Genomic DNA, 23,038 nt, shown 5'->3' on the forward strand with positions numbered 1-23,038 from the left:
TCATGAGACCGTTTGGCACCTACCGATCGGCTAAGCACCTCGTGTATTTCGTGAGGTGTGCGGTGGTGTTGTTCGGTTTTATCTGGTGCAGCCATGTGCCGGCGTTTCCACTGCAAAACGACATGCGTGCATCTGCGGCGATTGCGCAGCCGATGGCCATGCCAAGCTGCCAGCCATGCGCCTTCTGCTATATGGGACCACCTTTTGCCGACCATAACGCAGGCGGCGACTATCCGGATCTCGGTGCTACCACTGCTACGATGCGTTTTGTTTCGCAAACGGATAGAGGTGATTTTTTTTCTGATATGTCAGACGTTCCCGCAGTTGCGCTGCGGCTTTTGTATTGTCGATGGTTGAATTAGCCACTTGACCATGGGGATGACGATGCATACATCAAATTAGTTTATCGAGGAGTCTATCATGAAAAAATTACTACTTACGCTGCTCTGTATCAGCACTCTTAGCACTGCATTTCCCGCCTTCGCTGGCCCGGACTGGCAACTGATTGAGCAAGGGCGCAAGGCCAAGCAGGCGCAAATGATGCGAGCGGCCAATAAAGCCCCGCAAGCTGGAATGGAACATCAGATGGAGCCAAAAATGGATCATCAAATGGATCCGAAAATGCATGAAAAAATGGATCAAATGATGAAGGACTGTCAGGAAATGATGAAGAAAAAGTAACGCGTTTTTGAGTGCTGGATGCGATCGCTGCTGGTGGCATATGCGGACAGCAGCGATCGTATCCATTCAGGTGCTTACCCGATCACGCCATGACTTAATCTTTCCGTTGCCTGCGGTAGTTGCATTAAGTCGCTACTGTCAGTATTTCCAAGTAGGGATTACTAATATGGTGTATTTTTCAAAAGGTCATCTAGTTCCTTGAAGCGTCCCTTGACACGATCAACGCTGTATTCATACATGAGGGAATTGTGAGCAAACTGGGCCCGTTCAACATCCATATCAACGGTATTGCCATCAATACTACCTTGGGCTGGAAGACGAAATTGCAGGGAAACGTCATCTTTTGACTTTCCTGTTTTTAAGGCCTTCTCAACATCAATATCTACCGCCACATATCCAGGCGTATCGGCATTCGCGATATTGGATGCGAGAAGTTCTTGACGGTATGCCCGCAGTCCGAGCGCACGTTCATTGATACTCGGCTGCTGCCAAATCTTAGCAGCGGTCAAATTCAATGGAAGGTCAAACTGTGTGTGTTGAATAGTTGCCACTGGAGGCAAGGCCATTGCCACTTTTGGCGTCGATCCAAGTGCATTAGCTAATGTGGCAGAAAACATTTGCCCTGCCGTCTTGCCTTCCGCGCTAGTGCTACCCTTAACTGTGAGCCCGATAGATGCCTGGATCGATTCAATTTTATTCATGGATTCCTCCCTCATTGACATTCGATTTCTGACGTTTCAGAGAGCTGGTCGGATAGAGTAACTAACTAACCTGTTCGCTTTAAGGATCAAACACGTCTCAATCGTGATGGGAACTAGCTCTAGTCGCGATAGAGCTGATTTCATTCGCAGTGCGCTCGTCGTCCAAACTATAAACAGGTGCAAAACCACCTCCAGGGGTGCGAAAGTTGGTGGTTTGCCCCTGATACATCCTGGCCGCGGTCCACTGCACCTTTCCGTCATAAACATAGACTCGAAGGTCGAATTTCAGCGAGCTAGGATTATCGGTGGAACCGATCGAGCGCTCACCGGGTATGACGAGGGCCTGAGCGACGTAGTCACCAGCCAGAATGTCCTGCCATACCCGTTTGGTGATCTTTTCACCACGGTACGTGGCTCGCCCCCCGTAACCTGCAACAGGTTTAAAAAACAACTTTCGGCGCTCCGTCCACAAGCGGTCCGCATCGGAGGCCGTCACAATCTGCGTTCGCGGTATGCTCTTGAGCAGAATATCTTGCACGGCGGGGGCTACGCCAAGCGCTACGAGCTCTTTCTTATCCGATAGCAGAACCAGATTTGCCTTATTTGCATAGAGGGCATGCGCTTGGGGGTGCGGCGTTAGCACGATCGCACTGTCTAGATACGCCGACCGCAATGGGAGACACTGGGGCGACTCAAGCATGAAATCGGTCAGCCGGTTATAGACCAAGTCGACAGCAAGATCCCCATGACGTAAAACGCCATCACGATAGGTAAGGTCCGATGGTGAGGCAATGACGGCCTCGATGCCGTGGCGTTGGAACAAGCGTTGAAAAAGAACAAACTCGGGATAGAGATACTGCTGCTCTGGATGTTCGTCAACTATCGCGACTGTCCGAAGTGGCTGTGAACGTCGAGAGAGTACCCATTCAGACTCAAACATGTTGAAGATGGTGTCTTCAAGGGTCGCACCGCTATCAATGGCACGTGTCAATTCACTATCGCTGAGACAGCACGATCTATGGGCTTTGGCCATCGCGGCGTTGAGCATCGCTCCACCGGCATTTGTGTTGATTTCGATGAGCGCCAAGGTATCGTCGCGCATGTGGAAGTCATAGCCAAAAAATACTCCTTTTGCACCATCAGGATTATGCTTGGCAATGTCAGGAGCATCAGTCAGAACGCGCGCACGAAAGGATGGCAGCGATATCACGGATTCAATCGCTGCAATAACGTCCGCAATACGTTTGCTTTGGTGATAGGAGACAAAAATAGGCCGCGCAGAAAATAGATAGGGACACCGCTCCTCGATCAACTCGTGCAATCCGTCCATACCCGGTTCGCTAGAAAGCGCTATTTTCAATGCGGAGCTATCCAAACTGGTGCAGAAACAGTCTCTATTGAGGCGTGCAGCCGGAAGAAAGCTCAATTCTTCGTTGCTAAGCAAGCAGCCGTTTTTCGATGCAGCTTTCACTATCGCAGGTGTATTCATGTTTGCTTCCACAAGAATGTCGCTCGGTGCCACAGTCAGCGGTTAAGGCCGACCGGTACCGCGCAACCGGAGTGCATTAGTAATGACAGACACGGAACTCAGGCTCATCGCTAACGCGGCGATCATCGGCGATAGCAGTTGGCCAGTAAATGGATACAGCACACCGGCAGCCAGGGGAATGCCCAAGGCATTGTAGACAAACGCGAAGCCCAGGTTCTGCCACATATTTCGAACAGTGTCGACCGAGATTCGACGGGCAAGGGCAATCCCACGCAGATCTCCTTTTACTAAAGCGACGTGAGCGCTATTGATAGCCACGTCTGTTCCTGTACCCATGGCAATACCAACGTTGGCCTTCGCCAGTGCGGGGGCATCATTGATTCCATCGCCGGCCATTGCGACCACCTTGCCTTGCTTTTGGAGTTTTTCTACCAAGGCCAACTTGTCCTGTGGTTTCACCTCGCCGTAGAACTCCGTGATGCCCAGCCTTTCGGCCACGGACCTCGCAGTAGTGACGCCATCGCCAGTGGCCATGATCACGGTCAGCCCTTCGGCGCGCAGGCCCTCTATCGCCTCACGCGTCGTTGCCTTGATGGGATCCGACACGGCGATCAGTCCAGCCAAAACGCCGTCAGAGGATAGATACATGACGCTAGCACCTTCTGTTCGCAAGCGTTCAGCGACCTCAGCAAGCGGCCGCCAATCAACTTTGTCAGTATCCATCAGGGCGGTGTTGCCCAGTGCGATGTGCACCCCGCCAAGCGTGCCGCGCACGCCAATACCGCTGGCGGACTCAAAACTGTCAGGCTTTGTTAGCGCCAGTGCTCGCCGATTCGCTTCGTTGACAATCGCGTGCGCTAAAGGATGTTCGCTTCCCTGGTCTATGCTCGCCGCCATTTGCAGGACGTCTTCGTCCTTGAAACCAGGCGCTGCGACCACGCTGTTAAAGGAAGGCTTACCTTCAGTGAGGGTCCCCGTCTTGTCGACAATCAGTGTGTCGACCTTCTTGAGGTCTTCTATTGCCGCGGCATCCCGAAAGAGCACCCCCTGGGTGGCGGCGCGGCCAGTGGCGGCCATGATGGACATCGGTGTGGCTAACCCCAATGCACATGGGCAAGCAATGATCAGTACTGCAACGGCGTTAACAAAACCAAAGACCCAGCTTGGTTCAGGGCCATACATTCCCCATAACACGAACGTCAGTAGCGCTATGGCCACGACCACGACCACGAAATAGCCTGCGACACTATCGGCGAGTCGTTGCATAGGCGCGCGGGAGCGCTGTGCCTGCGCGACCATTTGTACGATTTGAGACAACATCGTGTCGCTGCCGATTTTCTCGGCACGCATAATCAGGCTCCCGCTGGTATTGATCGTTGCGCCAATCAACGTGTCTCCGGGACGTTTTGTCACAGGTAAGGGCTCGCCAGTCAGCATTGATTCATCAAGCGAACTCTCGCCATCAAGCACTACGCCATCAACCGGCACCTTCTCACCGGGTCTGACACGGAGTTTGTCGCCGACGTGGACGTGCGTGAGAGGAATGTCGTCTTCGGCCCCATCGTCCTGAATGCGCCGAGCCGTTTTCGGAGCGAGGCCAAGTAAGGATTTGATTGCCGCGGAAGTTTGGGAGCGTGCGCGCAGCTCAAGGATCTGTCCCAGTAGCGTGAGCGAAACAATGACTGCTGCGGCTTCAAAATAGACGCCTATGCGGCCATGTGCAGCAAAGGTAGGTGGGAAGAAGCCCGGTGCGATGGTGGCGACGACACTATAGCCATAGGCAGCCATTACGCCAAAACCAATCAAGGTCCACATATTCGGGCGCATGCGTGCCAGCGATTGCGCCCAGCGCGTGAAAAATGGCCAGCCGGCCCACAGTACGACAGGGGTACTTAATGCGAATTCAATCCAGTTCTGGCCTGGCAGCCCCATTTCAAGGAACACATGCCCAAACATCGCCAACAGGAACACCACCAGAGTCAGAGGCAGCGTCCACCAGAAGCGGTGGCGGAAATCGACTAGTTCCGGATTTTCCGCCTCATCTAGCGTCGGCATTTCAGGTTCGAGCGACATGCCGCAAATGGGGCAAGTTCCCGGTGCAGGCTGGCGTATCTCGGGGTGCATGGGGCAGGTGTAGACCGCTCCCTGCTGTGGCGAGTGCTCGGGGCTGGGCGCCGCATTCGCTCTATCGATGAAGGAATCTGGCGCTGCGTTGAACTTTGCCATGCATTTCCCGCTACAGAAGTGGTAGACCATACTTTTGTAGGTGATTTCTTGCTCGGGATTTGCGCCAACGCGCATGCCGCACACAGGATCGATGAATGGTTTTTCTTCCCCTGTCTTCATCGTATTGCCAGGCCCGGTCTTGCTATGGGTATCGTGATGATGCTCGTGCGCATGATGCTCGGCGTCAGTTCTACTCATGAATCACTCCTTGGGCAGATTCGCCTGTTTCTTTGCCTACGGTGGAACCAGCTATGGTGACAATGGCGGGAATTGAACATTCCCGCCGAACGAAGTCATCTACTTGGCGGAGACTACTACCAGCCCCTTCATGCCGGCCTCAAAGTGACCGGGTTGTAAGCAAGCAAACTCCACTTTGCCGGCTTTGTCGAACTGCCAAACGATGGTTCCCGATTTTCCAGGCGTCACGGTCACTTGATTGGGTTCCGCATGCTCCATCTCCGGAAACTTTGCCATTTGTTGGGCATGTTCTTTTAACTCGCTCTCAGAACCAATGACCATTTCATGCTTGATCTTGCCGGAATTGTTGACGACAAAGCGAATGATCTCGCCCCGTTTCACGGCAATAGACGCTGGGCTAAAGCGCATGCTGTCGTTCATATCGACAGTGACGGTACGCGTCACTTTTTTCGGGTCTCCCGCCTTGCCCACAAGAGATGCGCTCTGCTCATTTGCGCCATGCTGGTGGCCACTATGTGCTACTGGGCTGCTATCCGGTACCGCAGCATTGCTGAAAGTGCTCAAGCTGGCCAGTAACATTACTGCAATTGCATTTAAGGTCATCTTTTTCATATCGTACTCCCTTGTAGAAAACCGTCGCGGCATTACATCGCGGTAGGTGGTTGTTGAGTGGTAAGAATTGCCGCCGCAAACAGTGCACCGAGCAGTAGCAAGGTTTCCACTTGTAAAACGACTCTCACCAGAGTGACGCCGCGCAAGGAGCGGGAGGCGGCAGGCAGTCCAAGAAATTTGTTGTAGCCGCCCAAGGCGATAGCCAGGAGGACCAATGCAACTTTGACCAACAAGGTTATGCCATAGGTGGTATGAACAAGATGCTCTGAGCTCCCCACACGGTGCCAGGCGCTGTAAATACCAGTGGCGGCAATGGCAACTACTGCAAGCATTGCTGCCTGAGACATCAATTCGAGGTACTGATCGGTGCTACCCGTATCAAATTTCCGTACCCGCGCCTCATGCAGAACAAACCAGCCGGTAACCATCACCGCACCAGTCCATAGGCCGATGGCAAAAAAATGAATCGCTTCAACCGCTAGCGGAATAGTCCAGAAGCCTTCCTCTCCCGCATGCCCCATGGACGCCCGTGTTACAGAAAAAACAGCCAAAAGTAGAACGACTGCAATATCGCTGATGCGGCCGACTCCGCCTGCTAATCGCACAAAAAAGAGAACAAGCATCGCCACAATAATGGCGCAGCCTGCATGTCCGTAGTCGGTTGTAGACACCATCATCCAGAACATCGGGCACGCTTCGCGCAGGCCAACACCTCCCATAACTGCCGTCGCGCTCAATAGTGCCGATGCACTACCAACTATGCTGATTGCCGCTGCCATCAAGTCAAGTTTGCGCAGCGCTGGCTCGAAATGATCATGATCGACACCGCTAGAACGCATCCAGTAGCGTGCAAACCATGATCCGACGAGCCAGGCAAAGCCGAGGTTCAGCAGCAACGCTGAACTGACTTGCAACAGCGAGACTGCATCCAATTATTTCACCGTGAACTTAAAGTCGCCTTTGCGACGGTGTCCATCGTGCCCTGCAACTGCCCAGCTCACGGTATAGGCGCCAGCATTCAATGCCGGTACTTCCAAGCGTAAGATGGCTGGATTTGCGGCATCGACCTTTGCCTTGTTTGCAGCGACGGTTTTGCCTTCGCCATCGGCCAGAACGATCGTGCTAAAGGCTTCTTCCACCTTCTCGTTGAAGGTCAGCGCAATCTCTTTCGGTGCAACTGCCAGGGAGGCGCCCGCCTCGGGATTGGAGCTCTTCAAGCTCGCATGTGCCAAGGCAAATGGGGTAGCCAGCGTTGCCGCCAATATGGACGTGGCAAGAATAATGTTCCGCAGGGTCTTCATCTTCTACTTTCGTTGTTAAATTTACTTTACTGCCTCGATGGAGGTGACCGTGAGTGCGCCACCAACTTTTTCCACGACGAAACGTACTTTGTCCCCTTGTTTGACCTTGTCGAGCATTGACGGCTCTTTGACTTTGAACATCATGGTCATCCCTGGCATGCCCAGGTTCTTCAGCTCACCATGCTTGATGGTCAGCTTGCCGGCGTCCTTGTCCACTTTCTTAATTTCCCCTTCGCTCATCGCGTCTTGCGTCGCGGAGGCGCTCTGCTGCTGGGCGAACGCCACGGAGGTGGTTGCCACGGAAGACAGGCCAATCAAGGTTGCCAATACAACTTTGTGCAGGTTTTTCATGATGTTTCCTTTCAGTTAAAAAATTAGTGACCGCTATGTCCGGTCGGTTTACGAACAGTGACTTCAATATTAGGTTTGTTCATCGTTGGCATCGACTGCCCCCCAGCATTGGTGGCACGTTCTGGTTCAGGAAGGGTACCCGTCCACTCGTATGCCACGGTTCCGGCCGGATGCTTGTACCAACCAGGGTCGGAATAGTCGCCGCGCTTCTGATCCTTGCGTACCTTCAGTACGGTAAACATGCCTCCCATCTCAACCCCACCGAACGGTCCTTCACCTGACATCATCGGTAAAGTATTATCTGGCAGTGGCATTTCCATGCCTCCCATGGAGCCGCCCTTGTCGCCCATCACCATATATTCAGGAACGATTTTGTTAATTTTCTCTGCAACCCCGCGATGGTTGACGCCAATCATTGTCGGTACCGAGTGGCCCATTGCATTCATGGTATGGTGGGATTTATGGCAGTGAAGTGCCCAGTCACCCAGGTCGGTAGCGACGAACTCGATGGCGCGCATTTGTCCAACGGCGACATCGGTGGTGACTTCAGGCCAGCGCGACGCTGGTGGAGTCCAGCCGCCATCCGTACCAGTAACGAAAAATTCATGGCCATGAATGTGAATAGGATGATTCGTCATCGTCAAATTACCGACACGGATACGTACCTTGTCACCTTGGCGCACCGGCAATGAATCAATGCCGGGGAAGACGCGGCTATTGAATGTCCACAAGTTGAAGTCCAGCATGGTGTTGATCTTCGGCGTATAGCTTCCCGGCTCTACGTCGTACGCGTTGAGCAGGAAGACGAAATCGCGGTCCACCGCATGGAGCGAAGGATCCTTTGGATGGGTCACCCAGAAGCCCATCATCCCCATCGCCATTTGGGCCATCTCGTCGGCGTGGGGATGGTACATAAACGTACCTGGCCGTTTGGCCTCGAATTCGTAGACGAAAGTCCTTCCAGGAGCGATACCTGGTTGATTGAGGCCCGTTACGCCATCCATGCCGTTCGGCAGTCGCTGGCCATGCCAATGAACACTGGTGTGCTCAGGTAACTTGTTGGTCACGAAAATACGCACACGGTCACCTTCGACCACTTCAATTGTCGGACCTGGGGATTGACCGTTATAGCCCCACAGGTTGGCTTTCATTCCTGGTGCAAGTTCACGCACCACGGGTTCGGCCACCAGATGGAATTCCTTTACGCCATTTTTCATGCGCCATGGCAATGACCAGCCGTTCAGGGTCACGACCGGATTGTAGGGCCGTCCAGTGGGGGGCGCCAAGGGAATGTGTGTCTTGGCATTGTCCATCAACATCGCCTCAGGCAATGACGCGGCACCAGCCTTGCTAACGGCAACGGCACTCACCGCTACAGCACCGGCACCTCTGAAAAAGTCTCTACGTGAAATCATGGCATGGCCCTTGTATCGTTCGTACTTCCACCGTTGATGGCGGATTGAAGTTTGGTTTCCGCTATCCAAAAGTCGCGCTGGGTTTCGATGGCGGTATTCACGCTCACCAGTTGCTCGCGCGAGTCCGCCAGCAATTCGAATACGCTGGCAAGCATCCCGTTGTAGCGAAGCAGAACCTCGTCGGATATTTTTTTCCGCAGCGGCACAACATCGTCGCGATAATGACGAGCGATGTCATAGCTAGTACGGTATGCGGAGAAGGCCTCACGCACCTCTGAGCGCGCCCGCACGGCGGTGTCGGTGGTGCGATGGACGGACTGCATATAAAGCGCTTCCGCCCGTGCGACCTTGGCGCCACCCCAATCGAAGATCGGTAATTCAAGGGAAATCTGGTAGCCGTTCTCGCGTGGCAAGCCTGTCGTACTCTTGTTGGTGTAGCCAGCGTCAAAGACGTTGATGAAGCCAGTTGCCTTTGTTAAGCCAAGTGCTGCGGCCGTTGCTTCGGTCTCGCGGCGGGCCGACAGCATATCGAGGCGTTGTGACATGGCCTGTGCTTCCGCATTGTTCGTTTCCCGCGGCTTGTCCGGCAGTGGAGGCAATCTGTCCGGCAGGACGAAATTTTGCTGCTCTCCCCACAGGCCCAGGAGGCGAATGAGCTGTTCGCGCGTGGCTGTTGCTTCATGCTTGGTCCTCGCCAATTGTGTCAACGCATCTTGGTAAAACGCACGCTCACGGGCCTGGTCAAGTGTGCTCCAGTTGCCAACCTTGGTCATGCTGTCGGCGAGTTGCGATGATGCCTCGGCGGCGCCGCGCACTTGCTCCGCGAATGCGGCCGATTGGGCCGCCGCAACGGCCATAAAATATGCCCGACGTGTCTCTGCCGCCAACTGCACAGCCTGAGCAGCTGTTAGCAACTTTGTTTGTTCAAAGCGTCCTTGCTCAATGCGTCGACGCGTGGGCAGCGTCAGCAGGCCCGCAATGTCAAACATCACACTGCGATCGATTTCAGCGTCGCCACCGCCGCTGACGCGGCCAAAACTAAAACTTGGATTACGCATCCGTCCAGCTTGTACAAACTCAGCCTCCGAGACCCCCAATTCAGCGAAGGAGACCTTCAGCGCTGCATTATTGAGCAGCGCAATCTGGACAGCAGATTCAGGCGTAAGTGGTGCGGACAGCAAGGACTGCACCTGTGTATTGGACTGCTGGCTGTCTTTCAGCGTCTCTTTCGTGAAGGGCTTGACTTGCCCAATCCGCTCTTGTGTTAGCCGAGAGACATCATTTAAGCCACCATCCGGTGAAAAGCTGGCGCAACCTGCAAGAAATACCACGCCGAATACAGTGGCTACCCGATTGGCTGTCGGCAACGATAATCGCTTCATGCTATTTGCCTTTCATGTTCATTTGATGGCCTTTGTGCGGATCGTTCGCCGAAGACGGCTTGGGTTTTTCCTGGCTTTTTGCCCCGGGTACCATTTCCATCGACATGTCCCCCTGAGCGCCATGCTGAGAGCCCCCTGTTACATCTTGATTTGCCTGAATCCAGGCCTTATCCGGAGATGTCGGGGGCTCCCCAATCGGCTTAACATCCGCAAAAGCGGAAACATATTTCAACGGCGGCACCATCGCCTTAGCATCCGTCACTGTCGCCGTGGTGCGCGCGGGTTGAGTGGATTGTGCATAGACAACCGGCGAGAAGCTAACCGTTGCCAGAAGCAATAAGTGGAAGCGTTGCATGATTCTCTTTCAAAATGACTGGTTACTGGGTGGATACAGCACGAGGTGAGGCGAACGCCAGTACATGATTTCAGGAGACGGCGGGGAAAGTGGTGAGAAGGGAGCTCAAGGGACGCGAGGAACGAGTGGCGGCTCTTGTTGCCTCCAAAGGTAGAGCAAGGCGTACGCTGTTCTGCACCTATTTCGGCCCGGTTGCTTACAATGCGCGTCAGCATGAAATTCATCTGCAGTATCTTCCCTATGACGGACAACTAAGTTGCTTGCAAATTGCCTGAACCACCTGAGATGAAATCGCCTTTTTAGGCTACACCTTCCAACGGACGGAAGGTCAAGCGAATTTCAGTTTTCCAGAGTATTTTCACTTCCACCTTGTCACAATCACCGCCCGCTGATTTAATTGCATCGCTGCAATTCATCATATAAACAAAAAACACTGGAGACCTCGTGCGCCAACTTACTTCCCTAATCGCTATTTCCGTATTCAGTCTTCCCCTATACGCCGCCACACCAACTGAAACTGTTGCTGCATTTCACGAAGCGCTTGCCAGCGGAAAATCCGAGCAGGCGAGTACTTTGCTTAGCCCTGAAATTAAAATTTACGAATCTGGACATGTTGAACGTTCACGTGATGAATATGCTGGCCATCACCTGCCAGCCGATACCGCCTTTGCTAAGGCCACTAAAAGCAAAGTCCTAAAACAAAACGAACGTATTGATGGAAACCTGGCCGTCGTGATGCAGGAAACAGAGACCACAGGACAATTCCAAGGCAAAAATGTCCACTTATTCGGCACAGAAACAGCTTTGCTTGAAAAACAGGGCGATCAATGGGTCATCTTTCATCTTCACTGGTCGTCCCGGAAATCTCAGTAATTTCATGTGCCGGCAACGCACTGGCGGGCGTACATGTAGTTAGTTGGCGTAGGTCGGGTTAGGTGCCACATACACGCGTACGCCGTGGGTATTCACGCCGGACGGCGCAATTGCCGAAAAGTCAAAGCTGGCATTGGCTCGCAGCGTATCGAACTGCCAAGTGAACGTCTTACCATCCACATCAAACTTGACGACGTCGCCCTGGGCGACATTCACATACTTCGTAGTCGATGAAATCGTGATAGTGCGCGTGGCGGCCGGCGCCGGAGCCGCACTGCCAAACGCTGGATTCGAGTGCATTTCGCCTTGGTGTGCCATCGCGGCAAGCGGGCTGAGAGCGATGACAGCGAAAACGGCGACGATGTTGGCTTTGATGGATTTCATTGGAATGTCCTTATTTTTCAGTTGCGGGTGAATGAAGTTGCGGATCCGATGAAGCTATTCTACGTAGGGGACCCGCACACCCGAATGACGGAAGCATTACATTTACATTACAGAAACTTCAGCAGTTCCAAGGTCAAGTACCTATCCCCAATTCAACTTGAACTAACTGTTTAGTGACTGTTCAGCCGCAGTCAGCAGGCAGAATAGGACGACCAGTAGACGCCTGAGCTAGCGGTGCAGCGCCACAAGCGCACCCGCATCGAACTATCAGTGGGTAATAACGCCTGGAAAAAATAGCGTGAATTGGGTCACTCCATCGGGCTCACTCGTGACGCTGGCGCGGCCATGGTGAAGCGTCATAATGGATTTGACGATTGAAAGACCCAATCCAGCGGAGGCTGACGTGCTGGACCTCGATTTATCGGAACGGTAGAACCGGTCAAACAGCCGCGGCAGGTGTTCCTTCACGATGCCAGGGCCAGGATTGGAAACGGAAACCAGTGCCCCGTCGTCGTCGGCTTTTGCCTCGAGCGAGATAGTTCCTCCCTTCGGGGTGTATCGAAGGGCGTTCGACACAAGGTTGCTCACCGCGCGGCGAAGCAGGTGCCCATCAGCAAGCACTGTGCCAGAGGCGATGACGACGAATGATATTTCGGCGTCGGATGCCGGCCCTTCAAAGTACTCGGCGATTCGCGTCAGCTCAACATCCATATCAAGCTGCTCAGTTGCTAGCGAAATTTGGTCATGGTCAGCCCGCGCCAAAAATAATATGCTTTCCACCATTCTAGCTAGACGGCCAAACTCCTCGTAATTAGATGAAAGCAGGTTTTGATATTCATCGGATGATCTGGGCTGAGACAGGGCAACTTCTGTTTGGACCATCAGATTGTTGAGAGGCGTACGCAAATCGTGTGCCAAGTCATCTGCGAACTGGGAAAGGTTATTAAAGCTATTTTGCAGGCGGTCAAGCACCTCATTGAACGAATCAGCCAGTATCTGGATTTCCTTCGGGGCTGATTTTGCATGCAAGCGCACTTCCAAATTGTGCGCACTGACTTGCTGAGCTTGCTGCGCGATGAGCTTTACTTTGTGCAACGCGCGACGTACTAGTAGAAACCCCAGTAGGGCTGTTAGCACCGCACCAAAGAAGCCCGATGCAAGCACTTTTAACTTGTATGCAGATAGAACAGCTGCGCGGCTCTCTTCGCTTCTGGCGAGCGTGATTTTCACCACGGAACCGGTCGAACCAACGGTACCCAGCGCAGCAATAACTCTTAGGTTGGGTTCGCTATGCCCTGGTGCAGCACGTACGTGAGATGGCTCTGGCATCGTCTCTACCGGCACAGCCCCGCTGGCATGCATGAATGAACGGTCACGGGTATTGCGGATTAATTCTTCACCGTCTTGTGCCTGCATAACGAGCAAAAAGCCGCCATGCAAATCGACAGCATCTAAAAAACGGTGCGGATCCACACGAATCGACTCTACACTCGGTGTTTCCTCCAGCATATGTCTGATGAACACAATACGGTCGACAAGGTCTGCATCATCCCGTGCTTGGAGCTGCGCCGCGAGTGCTTGATAGAGATAGATGCCTAAGACCGAAAATGCAATTGCCGAGATGCAGGCGAAGAGCACCCCCAGCTGCGTGGTAAGAGACCAGTTCTTGGCCTTCATTGTCTATCTTCTAATACATAGCCCATACTCCGAATCGTATGGATCAGTTTTACCTCGAAGGGGTCGTCAATTTTTGCTCGTAGACGGCGTACCGCGACATCCACCACGTTCGTGTCGCTGTCAAAATTCATATCCCAGACTTGCGATGCAATCAACGGCCGGGATAAAACTTGTCCGACCCGCTTGGATAGCAAATGCAAAAGTGCAAATTCTTTCGCAGTCAAATCAATCCGAACACCGGCACGTATTACTCTTCGCTTAGGAATGTCCAGTTCCAGATCGGCAATCTGAAAAATATCAGCTTCTCTGATCGGCCCTCGACGCAACAACGTTCGAATACGAACAAGCAGTTCAACAAAAGCGAATGGCTTGACTAAGTAATCATCCGCACCGAGCTCCAGGCCTTTGATGCGGTCATCGAGTCCATCCCGTGCGGTAAGAAACAGCACCGGCGTATCGACCGTTTTGCGCAACTCAGCAATGACTTGCCAACCATCTAAGCCCGGAAGCATGACGTCAAGCACGATCAGGTCGTAATGGGCAGTCGTGGCAGCGTGAAGGCCGTCGGGCCCAGTTCTCGCCAAGTCAACAACAAAACCAGACTCACTCAGACCTTTCTGAATATATTCGCCCGCCTTTTGCTCGTCCTCAACCACTAATAATCGCATGTCACTTTTCCACTAGTTCAACTGCTGTGTCCACGTTATGCGGATGGTGAAGATCGCCGTCGGTCTCTTTCTTCAGTCTACCTTGGAAAGATGACAATCGTCTAACGCCAGGATTACAATCTTGTCAGAATTAAAGGTCCACCTGCAGCTGTTTAATTACTTGCTATAAAGAGGATACAGGTTTTGTTCGATACGGCGCTGGTTAAAGGGATCTTCCCTATCGATGTAGCGCATGGCGGATTGGGCGTTTTTCCAGCCCACGTGCTCCATCAGCGTCTTGAGATCCCAGCCATTGGCTGTTGCCCAGCTGGCAAAGCCGCGCCGCAGCGAGTGAGCACTGTACAACTCAGGCGCATCAACGCCAGCTTCCTGCAGGATATTACGCAGGAGCGGTACCAGGCTATCGATGTTCAGTCCGTTATCGCTGATGTTGCCCCAGCGATCAATGGCACGAAACACCGGTCCAGCCGTCAATCTCGCCGCAGCGATCCATTCCTCATAAGCGCTGACCGGGCACAGGCGCGATAGCAACGGCACCTTGAAGTAGCCGCCCTTGAACTGGCGATCACCTTTGGTGCGCGGCAAGAAGCAAGTCATCCCTTCACCTTGCGTGATGTGAACATGCTCGATTTGCAGGCGCGTCAACTCGTCGCCGCGAAACCCGCGCCAGAAACCAAGCAGAAACAACGCTTTGTTGCGGCGGTACCGCAGCTCGGTGCCCATTTCTCCCTGGGATTGCGCGGCGTCGACGTTGGCCGTCAACCAGTGCTCGACCAGCATGAGTTGATCGATCTGAAATGGTTTTGCCCGCTTTTCCTCGGCTGGATGCAGCGTCTGGAGGTTCTGTCGCATTAGCATACCGTCGATGGCCGATCAGGTAAGCTACGGCGCCCGAACCTTGGATGAATCGCCATGCTCAACTTCAAAGGGATGCGCTTTCCGATCGATGTGATCCTGGTCTGCATTCGCTGGTACGTAGCATACCCGCTGAGCTACCGGCACCTGGAAGAAATGATGGAAGAGCGCGGCGTATCGGTCGACCATTCGTCGATCAATCGGTGGGCGATTCGTTTCCTGCCTCTCGTCGAGAAGATGGCCCGGAAACACAAGCGCCCGGTCGGTGGCAGCTGGCGAATGGATGAGACGTATATCAAGGTCAAGGGCGTCTGGAAATACCTGTACCGCGCCGTCGACAAGCAGGGCAAAACCGTCGACTTCCTGCTCACGGCCAAACGCGATATGGTCTCAGCGAAGCGCTTCTTCGACAAGGCGATGGGAGCGCACGGCGATCCGGACAAAGTCGCGATGGACAAGAGCGGGGCCAACAAGGCGGCGATCGATGCGATCAACGCCAGCCGTGACGTGCCGATCGTGGTGCGCCAAGTCAAGTACCTCAACAACATCGTCGAACAGGACCATCGCGCCATCAAGCGGGTAACCAGTCCGATGCTCAACTTCAAATCGTTCCGCGCCGCCCACTGCGTGCTCGCCGGCGTTGAGCTCATGCACATGATCCGCAAGGGCCAGTTCGCAATCAACGGAACCGATGCGATGTCGTTCGCCGACCAATTTTATGCGCTGGCAGCACAGGTCCGTCCAGTTTGAGGCACCCCAGTTCCTTTCCTGGAAAATTCCGTCTTCGGATCAACAACGCGACACAACCCCTTAGCACCACAAGTTCGACAGGCGATTTCCAGCATGTCGCCATGCACCGGGCAGCATTTGTTGGCGCCGATTTGATGCACGACGCTGTGATATCCGCGGCACAGGCACTTCCGACAATACCGGAAATCGGGGCCGCTGATAGCTTGCAATGCATCAGGGAGCACAGAGTCCCGCACCAGCTTGAGCGGTAGCCCCAGGGTGAGATGTAAGCGGCACAGGTCGACCTCTGAGCGGCGTGCCGCCACGCCCTCGTATGGGTCAATGTCGGACTTGGCCAACTGCGTGGTGATCGCCTGGCCGGATAGCCGGTTCATCCTGGCCAGCTTCCACAGGATGGACACGATCGATTCAAACGGATCGAGCCATTTGGGGTCGAACACGTAGCCGAAAGATGGCCTCAGCGCGCGCTCGTCGAACAGCATGATGGGCAAGCTCTTGCTCTCCATCGCGTCACGCAGCGCTGGACAGTTCAGAGAGGCCGCGGGTGGTCGCCACCCTGGCTTGGACATAACCGGAACTGCGCACCGCCTGGGTCCACAACTGGGCCGACGGCCGATACTGCGCAGCATCCTGCAGCTCACTTTCCTTGAGCACGATCTCGACGGCACGGGTGAACGATTCCATCGGAATTTCCAGTGCGCCGGCCAGCCCCGCCTTGTTGTGTATCGAGGCGAAGGCCTCCCAGAGCACTTGGGCATCGTCAACCAGGCGATATCCGGCATCCACCGCCTGCTGCAGATAGAAGCGCGTAAAAGACCAGTCGGTCCTGCGGGGGAAATTGGTCTGGCCATAACCGACCAGGCAGGTGGCGACATCGTCGGCATTGCGAATGCCATGGAATGCGAGTTCGTCGACCATCAGGCGCGCCACAATCTGGGTCTTGCCGGCGCACTGCATGGCGATCTTGATGGCCAGCAGATCCTGCTGGCCGACGAGGATCGTGAACAGCTTGATCTGCAGCCGATCAAGATGATCATGTACGTCGCGCAGCCATTCGTACTCGTTGTCGTCGTAGCGTTGTGCCTCGTCGCAAAACAGGATGACTGTCCCGCCGCCGTTCTTGGCACAGGCTTCCTTGATTTTGTTGATGAGCCGAATGCGCTTGGTTGGATTCGACCCGTGGTCAGGATCGGGATAGCCCACGGCTTCTAACAGATTTGAGAAAAATGGACCCTCGGCATGGCGCGGCTTGTGTTCGGCCTGGGCGTGATAGGTGGTGATCTTGGGATGGGTCTCGGCCAGCAACAGCCGCACATATTCGATGGCGCGCGTCTTGCCAATGCGCGAGGCGCCGTAGATGAGCGCACCGGTGGTCCGGTAGCGTAGACAGCGCATGACGAGCTCGTGCAGTTCCTGGATGGCCGGTGTGGCGATGCGGTAGTTGCCGGTGGCAATGGGATGCAAATCGGGGGCGATTGGCCGGGGCAGTTTCAATGACATCAGACTTCTCCTTGGCGAAAGAATCGTTTAGATGACTGTCGTAAAGCCGGAAGGGATCGTGAGTTTTTGTGGCTCGATATTCTGAGGAGTCTGTGCCGCGGGCACCGAATCTGTTGTCGCTAGCGGCGCGGCGGCTGGTGACAACGGCGTGGACTTTGGCAGATCTGGCGGTGTGTTAGCCGTTGGCGCGTTCGCCAGAGCGCGCATCGTTCTTTCCAGGGCGCTGGCAGCGCGCCGGCTGTGCTTTGCCTTCTTCCGCTTCTCTTCTACAAAGCGGTCAATGAATTCCTGCGTAACCGTGGATGCCAGCCGCTTCTTGGCGCGCAGTTTCATGATCTCGCGGCGCAGCTTCAGGTCGTGCCTGATCTCGCCCCACGCACCCTGCGCCTTGAGTATGCCAAGCTCCGATCCGTCTGCGAGAAAGGCGCGCACGGTGCGCAGGTCGTCGCTGTTGTAATAGACGCGCAGCTCCTTCCCCAGCAGCGCACCGCTGGCGGCCAGCACCTCGCTTGTGTAGCGTACCTGGAACAGGTTGATATGCGGCCTGGTGCCTTGCGCCAGATAGCCGCGGATCCGGCAACGGTGCGCCGTCTGCATCAGGCACATCGTGCGCCGCTTCGCTTCTGGCAGCCACCAGATCATCTGTCCTTTGCCGCGTACCAGGTATTCCATAGCCTCCAGCGGCGTACGGCCATTCAAACCATCGTGCGGCGTAGCGTTATAGCCGGCGATCGACGCCTCCATCAATTCCTCCATCTCGGCAAGCGACACGAACAAGCGCAGGTTACCCTTCGGGTCGGCCAACGCACGACGGAGATCCTTGGGATTCGAGCCTGTGTAGCCCGGCAGACGCGAGGAGAGCGTACTGGCGACGGTGCCGAAAAAACGTTCGATATAGGGCCTGTCGTCGGGATGATGTGGCGGGCCGGCGTCGGCGGCCGTAGTGGAAAGCGAAAGTGTCACTTTTGCGAGGGTAAATGTGTCAATCCATCTTTTTGGTCTCGGAAAATTCAAAATTTGTTAATTTTTTCAATGGCTTACCGAATCTGGAAAGCAATTGTGTCAACTGGGACGCAAGGAAAGGAAATGTGTCACTTCATTGCCGCCTTAAATCGGCACCGATTCGCATCGTCAGCGTCATATCGATGCGATCAGAAATACGCAAAATAGCTCCATCGCAGCCGCGTGATGGCGATGCGCGCCTTCTTGTTGAATGGACGCTTGTTCCGCGGCGAAACGGGCGGCGATGCGCCATATAGGTGGCCACAGTTTCCGCATCGGTAGGGCGCGTCGAGCAGGGCTACGTTGAGCCGGTAGGGCGCCTTGGCGCCGCACGTAAGACAGGCAATTTCCAGCATGTCGCCATGCACCAGGCAGCATTTGTTGGCGCCGATCTGATGCACGACACTGTGATAGCCGCGGCACAGGCATTTCCGGCAATACCGGAAATGGGGGCCGCTGACAGCTTGCAATGCATCAGGGAGCACAGAGTCCCGCACTAGCTTGAGCGGTAGCCCCAGGGTGAGATGTAAGCGGCACAGGTCGACCTCCGAGCGGCGTGCCGCTAAGCCCTCATATGGGTCAATGTCGGACTTGGCCAACTGCGTGGTGATCGCCTGGCCGGATAGCCGGTTCATCCTGGCCAGCTTCCACAGGATGGACACGATCGATTCAAACGGATCGAGCCATTTCGGGTCGAACACGTAGCCGAACGACGGCGTCAGCGTGCGCTCGTCGAACAACATGATGGGCAAGCTCTTGGTCTCCATCACATCATGCGGCGCTGGACAGTTCCGACAGGCCGCGGGTAGTCGCCACCCGGGCCTGGACATAGCCGGAACTGCGCACCGCCTGGATCCACAACTGGGGCGACGGCCGGTAATGCGCAGCGTCCTGCAGCTCGCTTTCCTTGAGTACGATCTCGACGGCACGTGTAAACGATTCCATCGGAATCTCCAGTGCGCCGGCCAGCCCCGCCTTGTTGTGTATCGCGGCAAAGGCCTCCCAAAGCACTTGGGCATCGTCGACCAGGCGATATCCGGCGTCCACCGCCTGCTGCAGATAGAAGCGCGTGAAAGACCAGTCGGTGCGGCGCGGGAAATTGGTCTGGCCATAACCGACCAGGCAGGTGGCGACATCGTCGGCATTGCGAATGCCATGGAATGCGAGTTCGTCGACCATCAGGCGCGCCACAATCTGGGTCTTGCCGGCGCACTGCATGGCGATCTTGATGGCCAGCAGATCCTGCTGGCCGACGAGGATCGTGAACAACTTGATCTGCAACCGGTCCAGATGGTCATGCACGTCGCGCAGCCATTCGTACTCGTTGTCGTCGTACCTCTGCGCCTCGTCACAAAACAGGATGACCGTCCCGCCACCATTCTTGGCGCAGGCTTCCTTGATCTTGTTGATGAGCCGAATGCGCTTGGTCGGATTCGATCCGTGGTCCGGATCGGGGTAGCCCACGGCTTCCAGCAGATTCGAGAAGAAGGGGCCTTCGGCATGGCGCGGCTTGTGTTCAGCCTGGGCGTGGTAGGTGGTGATCTTGGGATGGGTCTCTGCCAGCAGCAGCCGCACATATTCGATGGCGCGGGTCTTGCCGATGCGGGAGGCACCGTGGATGAGCGCACCGGTGGTCCGGTAGCGCAGACAGCGCATGACGAGCTCGTGCAGTTCCTGGATGGCCGGTGTGGCGATGCGGTAGTTGCCGGTGGCGATGGGATGCAGATCTGGGGCGATGGGCCGGGGCAGTTTCAAAGACATCAGACTTCTCCTTGGCGAAAGAATCGTTTAGATGACTGTCGTGAAGCCGGAAGGGATCGTGAGCTTTTGTGGTTCGATTTTCTGGGGAGTCTGTGCCGGGAGTGCCGAATCTGTCGTTGCTTGCGGCGCGGCGGCCGGCGCCACCGGCCCGGACTTTGGCGGCCCCGGTGGTGTGTTGGCCGTTGGCGCATTGGCCAGAGCGCGCATCGTTCTTTCCAGGTCGCTGGCAGCGCGCCGGCTGTGCTCTGCCTTCTTCCGTTTTTCTTCGACGAAGCGGTCGATGAATTCCTGCGTGACCGTGAATGCCAGCCGCTTCTTGGCGCGCAGTTTCATGATCTCGCGGCGCAGCTTCAGGTCGTGGCTGATCTCACCCCACGCACCCTGCGCCTTGAGTATGCCTAGCTCCGAGCCGTCGGCGAGGAAGGCGCGCACGCTGCGCAAGTCGTCACTGTTGTAATAGACGCGCAGCTCCCTGCCCAGCAGTGCACCGCTGGCGGCCAGCATTTCGCTCGTGTAACGCACCTGGAACAGGTTAATATGCGGCCTGGTGCCTTGCGCCAGATAGCCGCGGACCCGGCAACGGTGCGCCGTTTGCATCAGGCACATCGTGCGGCGCTTCGCCTCGGATAGCCACCAGATCATCTGTCCTTTGCCGCGCACCAGATATTCCATCGCCTCTAGCGGCGTGCGCCCGTTCAAACCATCGTGCGGTGTGGCGTTGTAGCCAGCGATCGATGCCTCCATCAATTCCTCCATCTCGGCGAGCGACACGAACAAGCGCAGGTTGCCCTTCGGGTCGGCCAATGCGCGGCGGAGATCTTTGGGATTCGAGCCTGTGTAGCCGGGCAGGCGGGAGGATAGCGTGCTGGCGACCGTGCCGAAGAAACGTTCGATATAGGGTCGGTCGTCGGGGTGATGTGGCGGGCCGGCGTCGGCGGCGCAGCCGATGAATTCACACAATGCCGTCATGGTGTCGCTGGCCAGGTTGGCCTTCGCGTTGTCGAGCCGCATGCGTTCCCATATCGCGTACCCCAGCTCTGGCAGCTTGCCGGATGGGAAGCCGCCCGTCGATCCATATCCGACGTCGGGCAGGGTGAACGTGCGCGGCCGGTGCGGTGTCAGCGCCTGCTCGATTGTCTTGATCACATCGTAGCGGCTGTATTCGCGCGACAGCACCAGGTGGTAACCCAGCACCGCGCGGGTGCATACGTCGATGATCACCAGCAGCCAGATGCGCTCGATTTCGAATTCCTGTTCGAAGCCAAGCGGGTCGCGGATCACTATCTTCAAGCGCACATCGAGCCGGTGTCCGTCGAATTCGACCACCTGGTATGGACGAACGGCGCCGCGGCCGGCGGCGCCGGGCATACCCTTGAGACGCGTGGCGCCGGCGGCGCGCGCCGCGTCACCGAAGTTGGTGAGTATTTCCGCCGTCACGTAGGCCGACAATGAGCGGATGCCCATGCGATCGGTGTTCAAGGGATAGTCGGCAGCCGTGATACCGACGGCCCTGCACTGCGTAAGAAAACCGGCATGCAGATTGCCCAGCCCACTCAACCTGGTCTTGAGCGGGCCATCTGTACTGACTTGGTGTAGTGTGACGGCGCGCTTGCAAATCTTTTGCGTCAGCCATTGCGCCAACGGTGGATGCTGTTCAAGCAGAAATGCGAAGGCGCCGCCCAATCCGCCGCCGCTGGCGGCGGCGCGAGCACTTCCCAAAGGCGCAGTGCGGGTATATGGCGCAATGCGTTGATACTTGAGTAGCGCCGGAAATCCAACAACTCGGCCATCCGCATCGATCTTCAGGCAACGATCAAGCAGGAAATAGAGCTGGCGTCGGTTGATGCCTGTCCGCTCTTCAATCAGGCGTACGGCTTCTCCTTTGACATACAGTTCAATCGCTCGCCGTCTTTTGGAAAAAATGATGCGCTGTGCATCGGAGAGGGCATTGAAATCAACGTCAGGCCAGATACCGATGTCGATGCCATGAAGGTCTCCGCGTTGACGATTCATGATGGCGGCCTCACCGGGTGGATTGAAGTCAAGAACGAAATTTTTTCCGGGTGCAGCTGCGGGGCCCGGAGTTTTCCAGCATGGAGTAAGCAAAAGACAGCGGCTCACACAGGCGTCGGATCACCGGCGGAAAATTCCTGTTCGATGCGGGAAAGCTGCATCGGCTCGGCTACAAATTTCAGGATCGATTGTTGGAGCGAGGGTGGGATTTCCGTTCGAGAGCAGGTGATTGCCACCAGCATGCGCTGCCAGTTGTCGGTCCACATTTTGCTCGCTGAAAGTTCGGCTGGCGGTACGACGCGCACTGCCATTTCGACGCCATCGATTATCGTGCTGCGCGCCTCGCAGGCATCGTCCATGACGAGCAACATTTCGCGGTCGCCTTGGCGTACCCAGAAGTCAACTCGGAGTACCCCATCCGCGAAATTCAAGTCGAGTGGGCGCTCGCAAAATGTCTGGATTGTTGGATCAACTTCGAGACGTATCCACTGTTCAAAAACGGCTTCGCCAAAGCACTGCAGGCGCCGACCCAGCTTCAGACTGTACGCCTCGATGATGCGAGAACCGGCAGGCCTTGCGCGCGGAACAGCAGAGTGGAATCGTGCGGTTTTGTTCATGATTTCAGCAGCTTATCGCTGCTGCCGCATCTTCAAAGCTACGAGTTGACGGATTTTCTTTCCGATGCTACGAATTGACACAATTGCTTTCTTGGACGTGCCGGTAAATGTGTCACTTTCCGGCTGCGGTCAAGAGGGAAGCAAGCGTTGAAACCGGTGACACAATTGCTTTCCTCTACGGTAGGGGCGACGCCTTTCCTGAGCAAGGGGTTGGAGCGCGTAAGGAC

General features: G+C 55.5%; 25 protein-coding genes. 4 read left to right on the top strand and 21 right to left on the bottom strand.

The features are described 5' to 3' along the window. Window positions 1-2 precede the first annotated feature (2 nt). Window positions 3-362, top strand: a complete 360-nt coding sequence (locus D9M09_RS28940; RefSeq protein ID WP_133250774.1) for a hypothetical protein — start codon at window positions 3-5, stop codon at window positions 360-362. A gap of 58 nt (window positions 363-420) precedes the next feature. Continuing rightward, window positions 421-681 (top strand): hypothetical protein, encoded by a 261-nt coding sequence (locus D9M09_RS12380; protein WP_058051341.1) that lies wholly within the window; start codon window positions 421-423, stop codon window positions 679-681. Between the two features lie 161 nt (window positions 682-842). Here the strand turns inward: D9M09_RS12380 and D9M09_RS12385 are convergent, their stop codons facing one another. From D9M09_RS12385 to D9M09_RS12430, 10 genes are all read right to left on the bottom strand, one after another. Then, window positions 843-1,247 (bottom strand): flagellar basal body rod protein FlgB, encoded by a 405-nt coding sequence (locus tag D9M09_RS12385; protein WP_099764762.1) that lies wholly within the window; start codon window positions 1,245-1,247, stop codon window positions 843-845. 232 nt (window positions 1,248-1,479) lie between these two features. Continuing rightward, complete coding sequence (locus D9M09_RS12390) at window positions 1,480-2,871, bottom strand: hypothetical protein (protein ID WP_240453627.1); 1,392 nt, start codon at window positions 2,869-2,871, stop codon at window positions 1,480-1,482. Window positions 2,872-2,913: 42 nt separating this feature from the next. Next, window positions 2,914-5,295, bottom strand: a complete 2,382-nt coding sequence (locus D9M09_RS12395; protein ID WP_099764684.1) for a heavy metal translocating P-type ATPase — start codon at window positions 5,293-5,295, stop codon at window positions 2,914-2,916. A 99-nt stretch (window positions 5,296-5,394) separates the two neighbouring features. After that, on the bottom strand, window positions 5,395-5,907 hold the full coding sequence (locus D9M09_RS12400; protein ID WP_076568727.1) for a cupredoxin domain-containing protein: 513 nt from the start codon (window positions 5,905-5,907) through the stop codon (window positions 5,395-5,397). Between the two features lie 32 nt (window positions 5,908-5,939). Then, entirely contained in the window at window positions 5,940-6,839 is a 900-nt protein-coding gene (locus D9M09_RS12405; RefSeq protein WP_099764685.1) for a copper resistance D family protein, read from the bottom strand. After that, window positions 6,840-7,208: a copper resistance CopC family protein gene (locus D9M09_RS12410; RefSeq protein WP_099764686.1), complete on the bottom strand. Its 369-nt coding sequence runs from the start codon at window positions 7,206-7,208 to the stop codon at window positions 6,840-6,842. It abuts the gene before it with no gap. Between the two features lie 21 nt (window positions 7,209-7,229). Then, window positions 7,230-7,559, bottom strand: a complete 330-nt coding sequence (locus D9M09_RS12415) for a copper-binding protein (RefSeq protein WP_099764687.1) — start codon at window positions 7,557-7,559, stop codon at window positions 7,230-7,232. Between the two features lie 23 nt (window positions 7,560-7,582). Beyond that, entirely contained in the window at window positions 7,583-8,974 is a 1,392-nt protein-coding gene (locus D9M09_RS12420) for a multicopper oxidase family protein (RefSeq protein WP_099764688.1), read from the bottom strand. After that, window positions 8,971-10,356: a TolC family protein gene (locus tag D9M09_RS12425; protein ID WP_099764689.1), complete on the bottom strand. Its 1,386-nt coding sequence runs from the start codon at window positions 10,354-10,356 to the stop codon at window positions 8,971-8,973. Before D9M09_RS12425 ends, D9M09_RS12420 begins: the two co-directional genes overlap by 4 nt. A 1-nt stretch (window position 10,357) precedes the next feature. Beyond that, window positions 10,358-10,711, bottom strand: coding sequence for a hypothetical protein (locus D9M09_RS12430; protein ID WP_099764690.1), 354 nt, complete (start codon window positions 10,709-10,711; stop codon window positions 10,358-10,360). Window positions 10,712-11,155: 444 nt separating this feature from the next. Here D9M09_RS12430 and D9M09_RS12435 point away from each other — a divergent pair, with 444 nt between their 5' ends. Next, window positions 11,156-11,584 (top strand): YybH family protein, encoded by a 429-nt coding sequence (locus D9M09_RS12435; RefSeq protein WP_099764691.1) that lies wholly within the window; start codon window positions 11,156-11,158, stop codon window positions 11,582-11,584. A gap of 39 nt (window positions 11,585-11,623) precedes the next feature. Here D9M09_RS12435 and D9M09_RS12440 read toward each other — a convergent pair whose 3' ends face one another. From D9M09_RS12440 to D9M09_RS12455, 4 genes are all read right to left on the bottom strand, one after another. Then, window positions 11,624-11,968 carry a CzcE family metal-binding protein gene (locus D9M09_RS12440; RefSeq protein ID WP_099764692.1) on the bottom strand — a complete coding sequence of 115 codons (345 nt, stop codon included), beginning with the start codon at window positions 11,966-11,968 and terminating at the stop codon, window positions 11,624-11,626. Window positions 11,969-12,235: 267 nt separating this feature from the next. After that, window positions 12,236-13,645, bottom strand: a complete 1,410-nt coding sequence (locus tag D9M09_RS12445; RefSeq protein WP_099764693.1) for a heavy metal sensor histidine kinase — start codon at window positions 13,643-13,645, stop codon at window positions 12,236-12,238. Continuing rightward, complete coding sequence (locus tag D9M09_RS12450; RefSeq protein WP_099764694.1) at window positions 13,642-14,313, bottom strand: heavy metal response regulator transcription factor; 672 nt, start codon at window positions 14,311-14,313, stop codon at window positions 13,642-13,644. Before D9M09_RS12450 ends, D9M09_RS12445 begins: the two co-directional genes overlap by 4 nt. A 156-nt stretch (window positions 14,314-14,469) precedes the next feature. Further along, the gene (locus tag D9M09_RS12455; RefSeq protein WP_240453628.1) at window positions 14,470-15,165 is read right to left on the bottom strand and encodes a site-specific integrase; all 696 of its coding nucleotides are present in this window, start codon (window positions 15,163-15,165) and stop codon (window positions 14,470-14,472) included. A gap of 60 nt (window positions 15,166-15,225) precedes the next feature. On the opposite strand from D9M09_RS12455, the gene D9M09_RS12460 reads away from it, so the two are divergent. Beyond that, a complete protein-coding gene (locus tag D9M09_RS12460) occupies window positions 15,226-15,918 on the top strand; it encodes an IS6 family transposase (protein WP_198511364.1) in 693 nt (230 codons plus the stop codon). Here the strand turns inward: D9M09_RS12460 and D9M09_RS12465 are convergent. The 7 genes from D9M09_RS12465 to D9M09_RS12495 form a co-directional block, all read right to left on the bottom strand. Next, a complete protein-coding gene (locus D9M09_RS12465) occupies window positions 15,885-16,409 on the bottom strand; it encodes a hypothetical protein (protein ID WP_162995653.1) in 525 nt (174 codons plus the stop codon). The genes D9M09_RS12460 and D9M09_RS12465 overlap by 34 nt on opposite strands. Before the next feature lie 19 nt (window positions 16,410-16,428). Then, the gene (locus D9M09_RS12470; protein WP_121669431.1) at window positions 16,429-17,418 is read right to left on the bottom strand and encodes an ATP-binding protein; all 990 of its coding nucleotides are present in this window, start codon (window positions 17,416-17,418) and stop codon (window positions 16,429-16,431) included. Window positions 17,419-17,445: 27 nt separating this feature from the next. After that, window positions 17,446-18,381, bottom strand: coding sequence for an integrase catalytic subunit (locus D9M09_RS12475; RefSeq protein WP_162995654.1), 936 nt, complete (start codon window positions 18,379-18,381; stop codon window positions 17,446-17,448). 188 nt (window positions 18,382-18,569) lie between these two features. Further along, window positions 18,570-19,187 (bottom strand): hypothetical protein, encoded by a 618-nt coding sequence (locus tag D9M09_RS12480; protein ID WP_121669433.1) that lies wholly within the window; start codon window positions 19,185-19,187, stop codon window positions 18,570-18,572. Window positions 19,188-19,191: 4 nt separating this feature from the next. After that, window positions 19,192-20,181, bottom strand: coding sequence for an ATP-binding protein (locus tag D9M09_RS12485; protein WP_121669434.1), 990 nt, complete (start codon window positions 20,179-20,181; stop codon window positions 19,192-19,194). A gap of 27 nt (window positions 20,182-20,208) precedes the next feature. Beyond that, on the bottom strand, window positions 20,209-22,194 hold the full coding sequence (locus tag D9M09_RS12490; RefSeq protein ID WP_121669435.1) for a DDE-type integrase/transposase/recombinase: 1,986 nt from the start codon (window positions 22,192-22,194) through the stop codon (window positions 20,209-20,211). Window positions 22,195-22,298: 104 nt separating this feature from the next. Beyond that, entirely contained in the window at window positions 22,299-22,811 is a 513-nt protein-coding gene (locus tag D9M09_RS12495) for a hypothetical protein (protein ID WP_121669436.1), read from the bottom strand. Window positions 22,812-23,038: the final 227 nt, after the last annotated feature.

The sequence above is a fragment of the Janthinobacterium agaricidamnosum genome, from assembly GCF_003667705.1.
GTDB lineage: Bacteria > Pseudomonadota > Gammaproteobacteria > Burkholderiales > Burkholderiaceae_D > Janthinobacterium.

Excerpts from the sequence above, each read along its gene's own strand:
- D9M09_RS12385 (WP_099764762.1), bottom strand. The coding sequence starts at position 1,247 with ATGGCCTTGCCTCCAGTGGCAACTATTCAACACACACAGTTTGACCTT.
- D9M09_RS12400 (WP_076568727.1), bottom strand. The coding sequence starts at position 5,907 with ATGAAAAAGATGACCTTAAATGCAATTGCAGTAATGTTACTGGCCAGC.
- D9M09_RS12430 (WP_099764690.1), bottom strand. The coding sequence starts at position 10,711 with ATGCAACGCTTCCACTTATTGCTTCTGGCAACGGTTAGCTTCTCGCCG.
- D9M09_RS12410 (WP_099764686.1), bottom strand. The coding sequence starts at position 7,208 with ATGAAGACCCTGCGGAACATTATTCTTGCCACGTCCATATTGGCGGCA.
- D9M09_RS12480 (WP_121669433.1), bottom strand. The coding sequence starts at position 19,187 with ATGGAGACCAAGAGCTTGCCCATCATGTTGTTCGACGAGCGCACGCTG.
- D9M09_RS12495 (WP_121669436.1), bottom strand. The coding sequence starts at position 22,811 with ATGAACAAAACCGCACGATTCCACTCTGCTGTTCCGCGCGCAAGGCCT.
- D9M09_RS12445 (WP_099764693.1), bottom strand. The coding sequence starts at position 13,645 with ATGAAGGCCAAGAACTGGTCTCTTACCACGCAGCTGGGGGTGCTCTTC.
- D9M09_RS28940 (WP_133250774.1), top strand. The coding sequence starts at position 3 with ATGAGACCGTTTGGCACCTACCGATCGGCTAAGCACCTCGTGTATTTC.
- D9M09_RS12415 (WP_099764687.1), bottom strand. The coding sequence starts at position 7,559 with ATGAAAAACCTGCACAAAGTTGTATTGGCAACCTTGATTGGCCTGTCT.
- D9M09_RS12485 (WP_121669434.1), bottom strand. The coding sequence starts at position 20,181 with ATGTCTTTGAAACTGCCCCGGCCCATCGCCCCAGATCTGCATCCCATC.
- D9M09_RS12460 (WP_198511364.1), top strand. The coding sequence starts at position 15,226 with ATGCTCAACTTCAAAGGGATGCGCTTTCCGATCGATGTGATCCTGGTC.
- D9M09_RS12380 (WP_058051341.1), top strand. The coding sequence starts at position 421 with ATGAAAAAATTACTACTTACGCTGCTCTGTATCAGCACTCTTAGCACT.
- D9M09_RS12470 (WP_121669431.1), bottom strand. The coding sequence starts at position 17,418 with ATGTCATTGAAACTGCCCCGGCCAATCGCCCCCGATTTGCATCCCATT.
- D9M09_RS12390 (WP_240453627.1), bottom strand. The coding sequence starts at position 2,871 with ATGAATACACCTGCGATAGTGAAAGCTGCATCGAAAAACGGCTGCTTG.
- D9M09_RS12450 (WP_099764694.1), bottom strand. The coding sequence starts at position 14,313 with ATGCGATTATTAGTGGTTGAGGACGAGCAAAAGGCGGGCGAATATATT.
- D9M09_RS12440 (WP_099764692.1), bottom strand. The coding sequence starts at position 11,968 with ATGAAATCCATCAAAGCCAACATCGTCGCCGTTTTCGCTGTCATCGCT.
- D9M09_RS12395 (WP_099764684.1), bottom strand. The coding sequence starts at position 5,295 with ATGAGTAGAACTGACGCCGAGCATCATGCGCACGAGCATCATCACGAT.
- D9M09_RS12420 (WP_099764688.1), bottom strand. The coding sequence starts at position 8,974 with ATGATTTCACGTAGAGACTTTTTCAGAGGTGCCGGTGCTGTAGCGGTG.
- D9M09_RS12490 (WP_121669435.1), bottom strand. The coding sequence starts at position 22,194 with ATGAATCGTCAACGCGGAGACCTTCATGGCATCGACATCGGTATCTGG.
- D9M09_RS12455 (WP_240453628.1), bottom strand. The coding sequence starts at position 15,165 with ATGCGACAGAACCTCCAGACGCTGCATCCAGCCGAGGAAAAGCGGGCA.
- D9M09_RS12425 (WP_099764689.1), bottom strand. The coding sequence starts at position 10,356 with ATGAAGCGATTATCGTTGCCGACAGCCAATCGGGTAGCCACTGTATTC.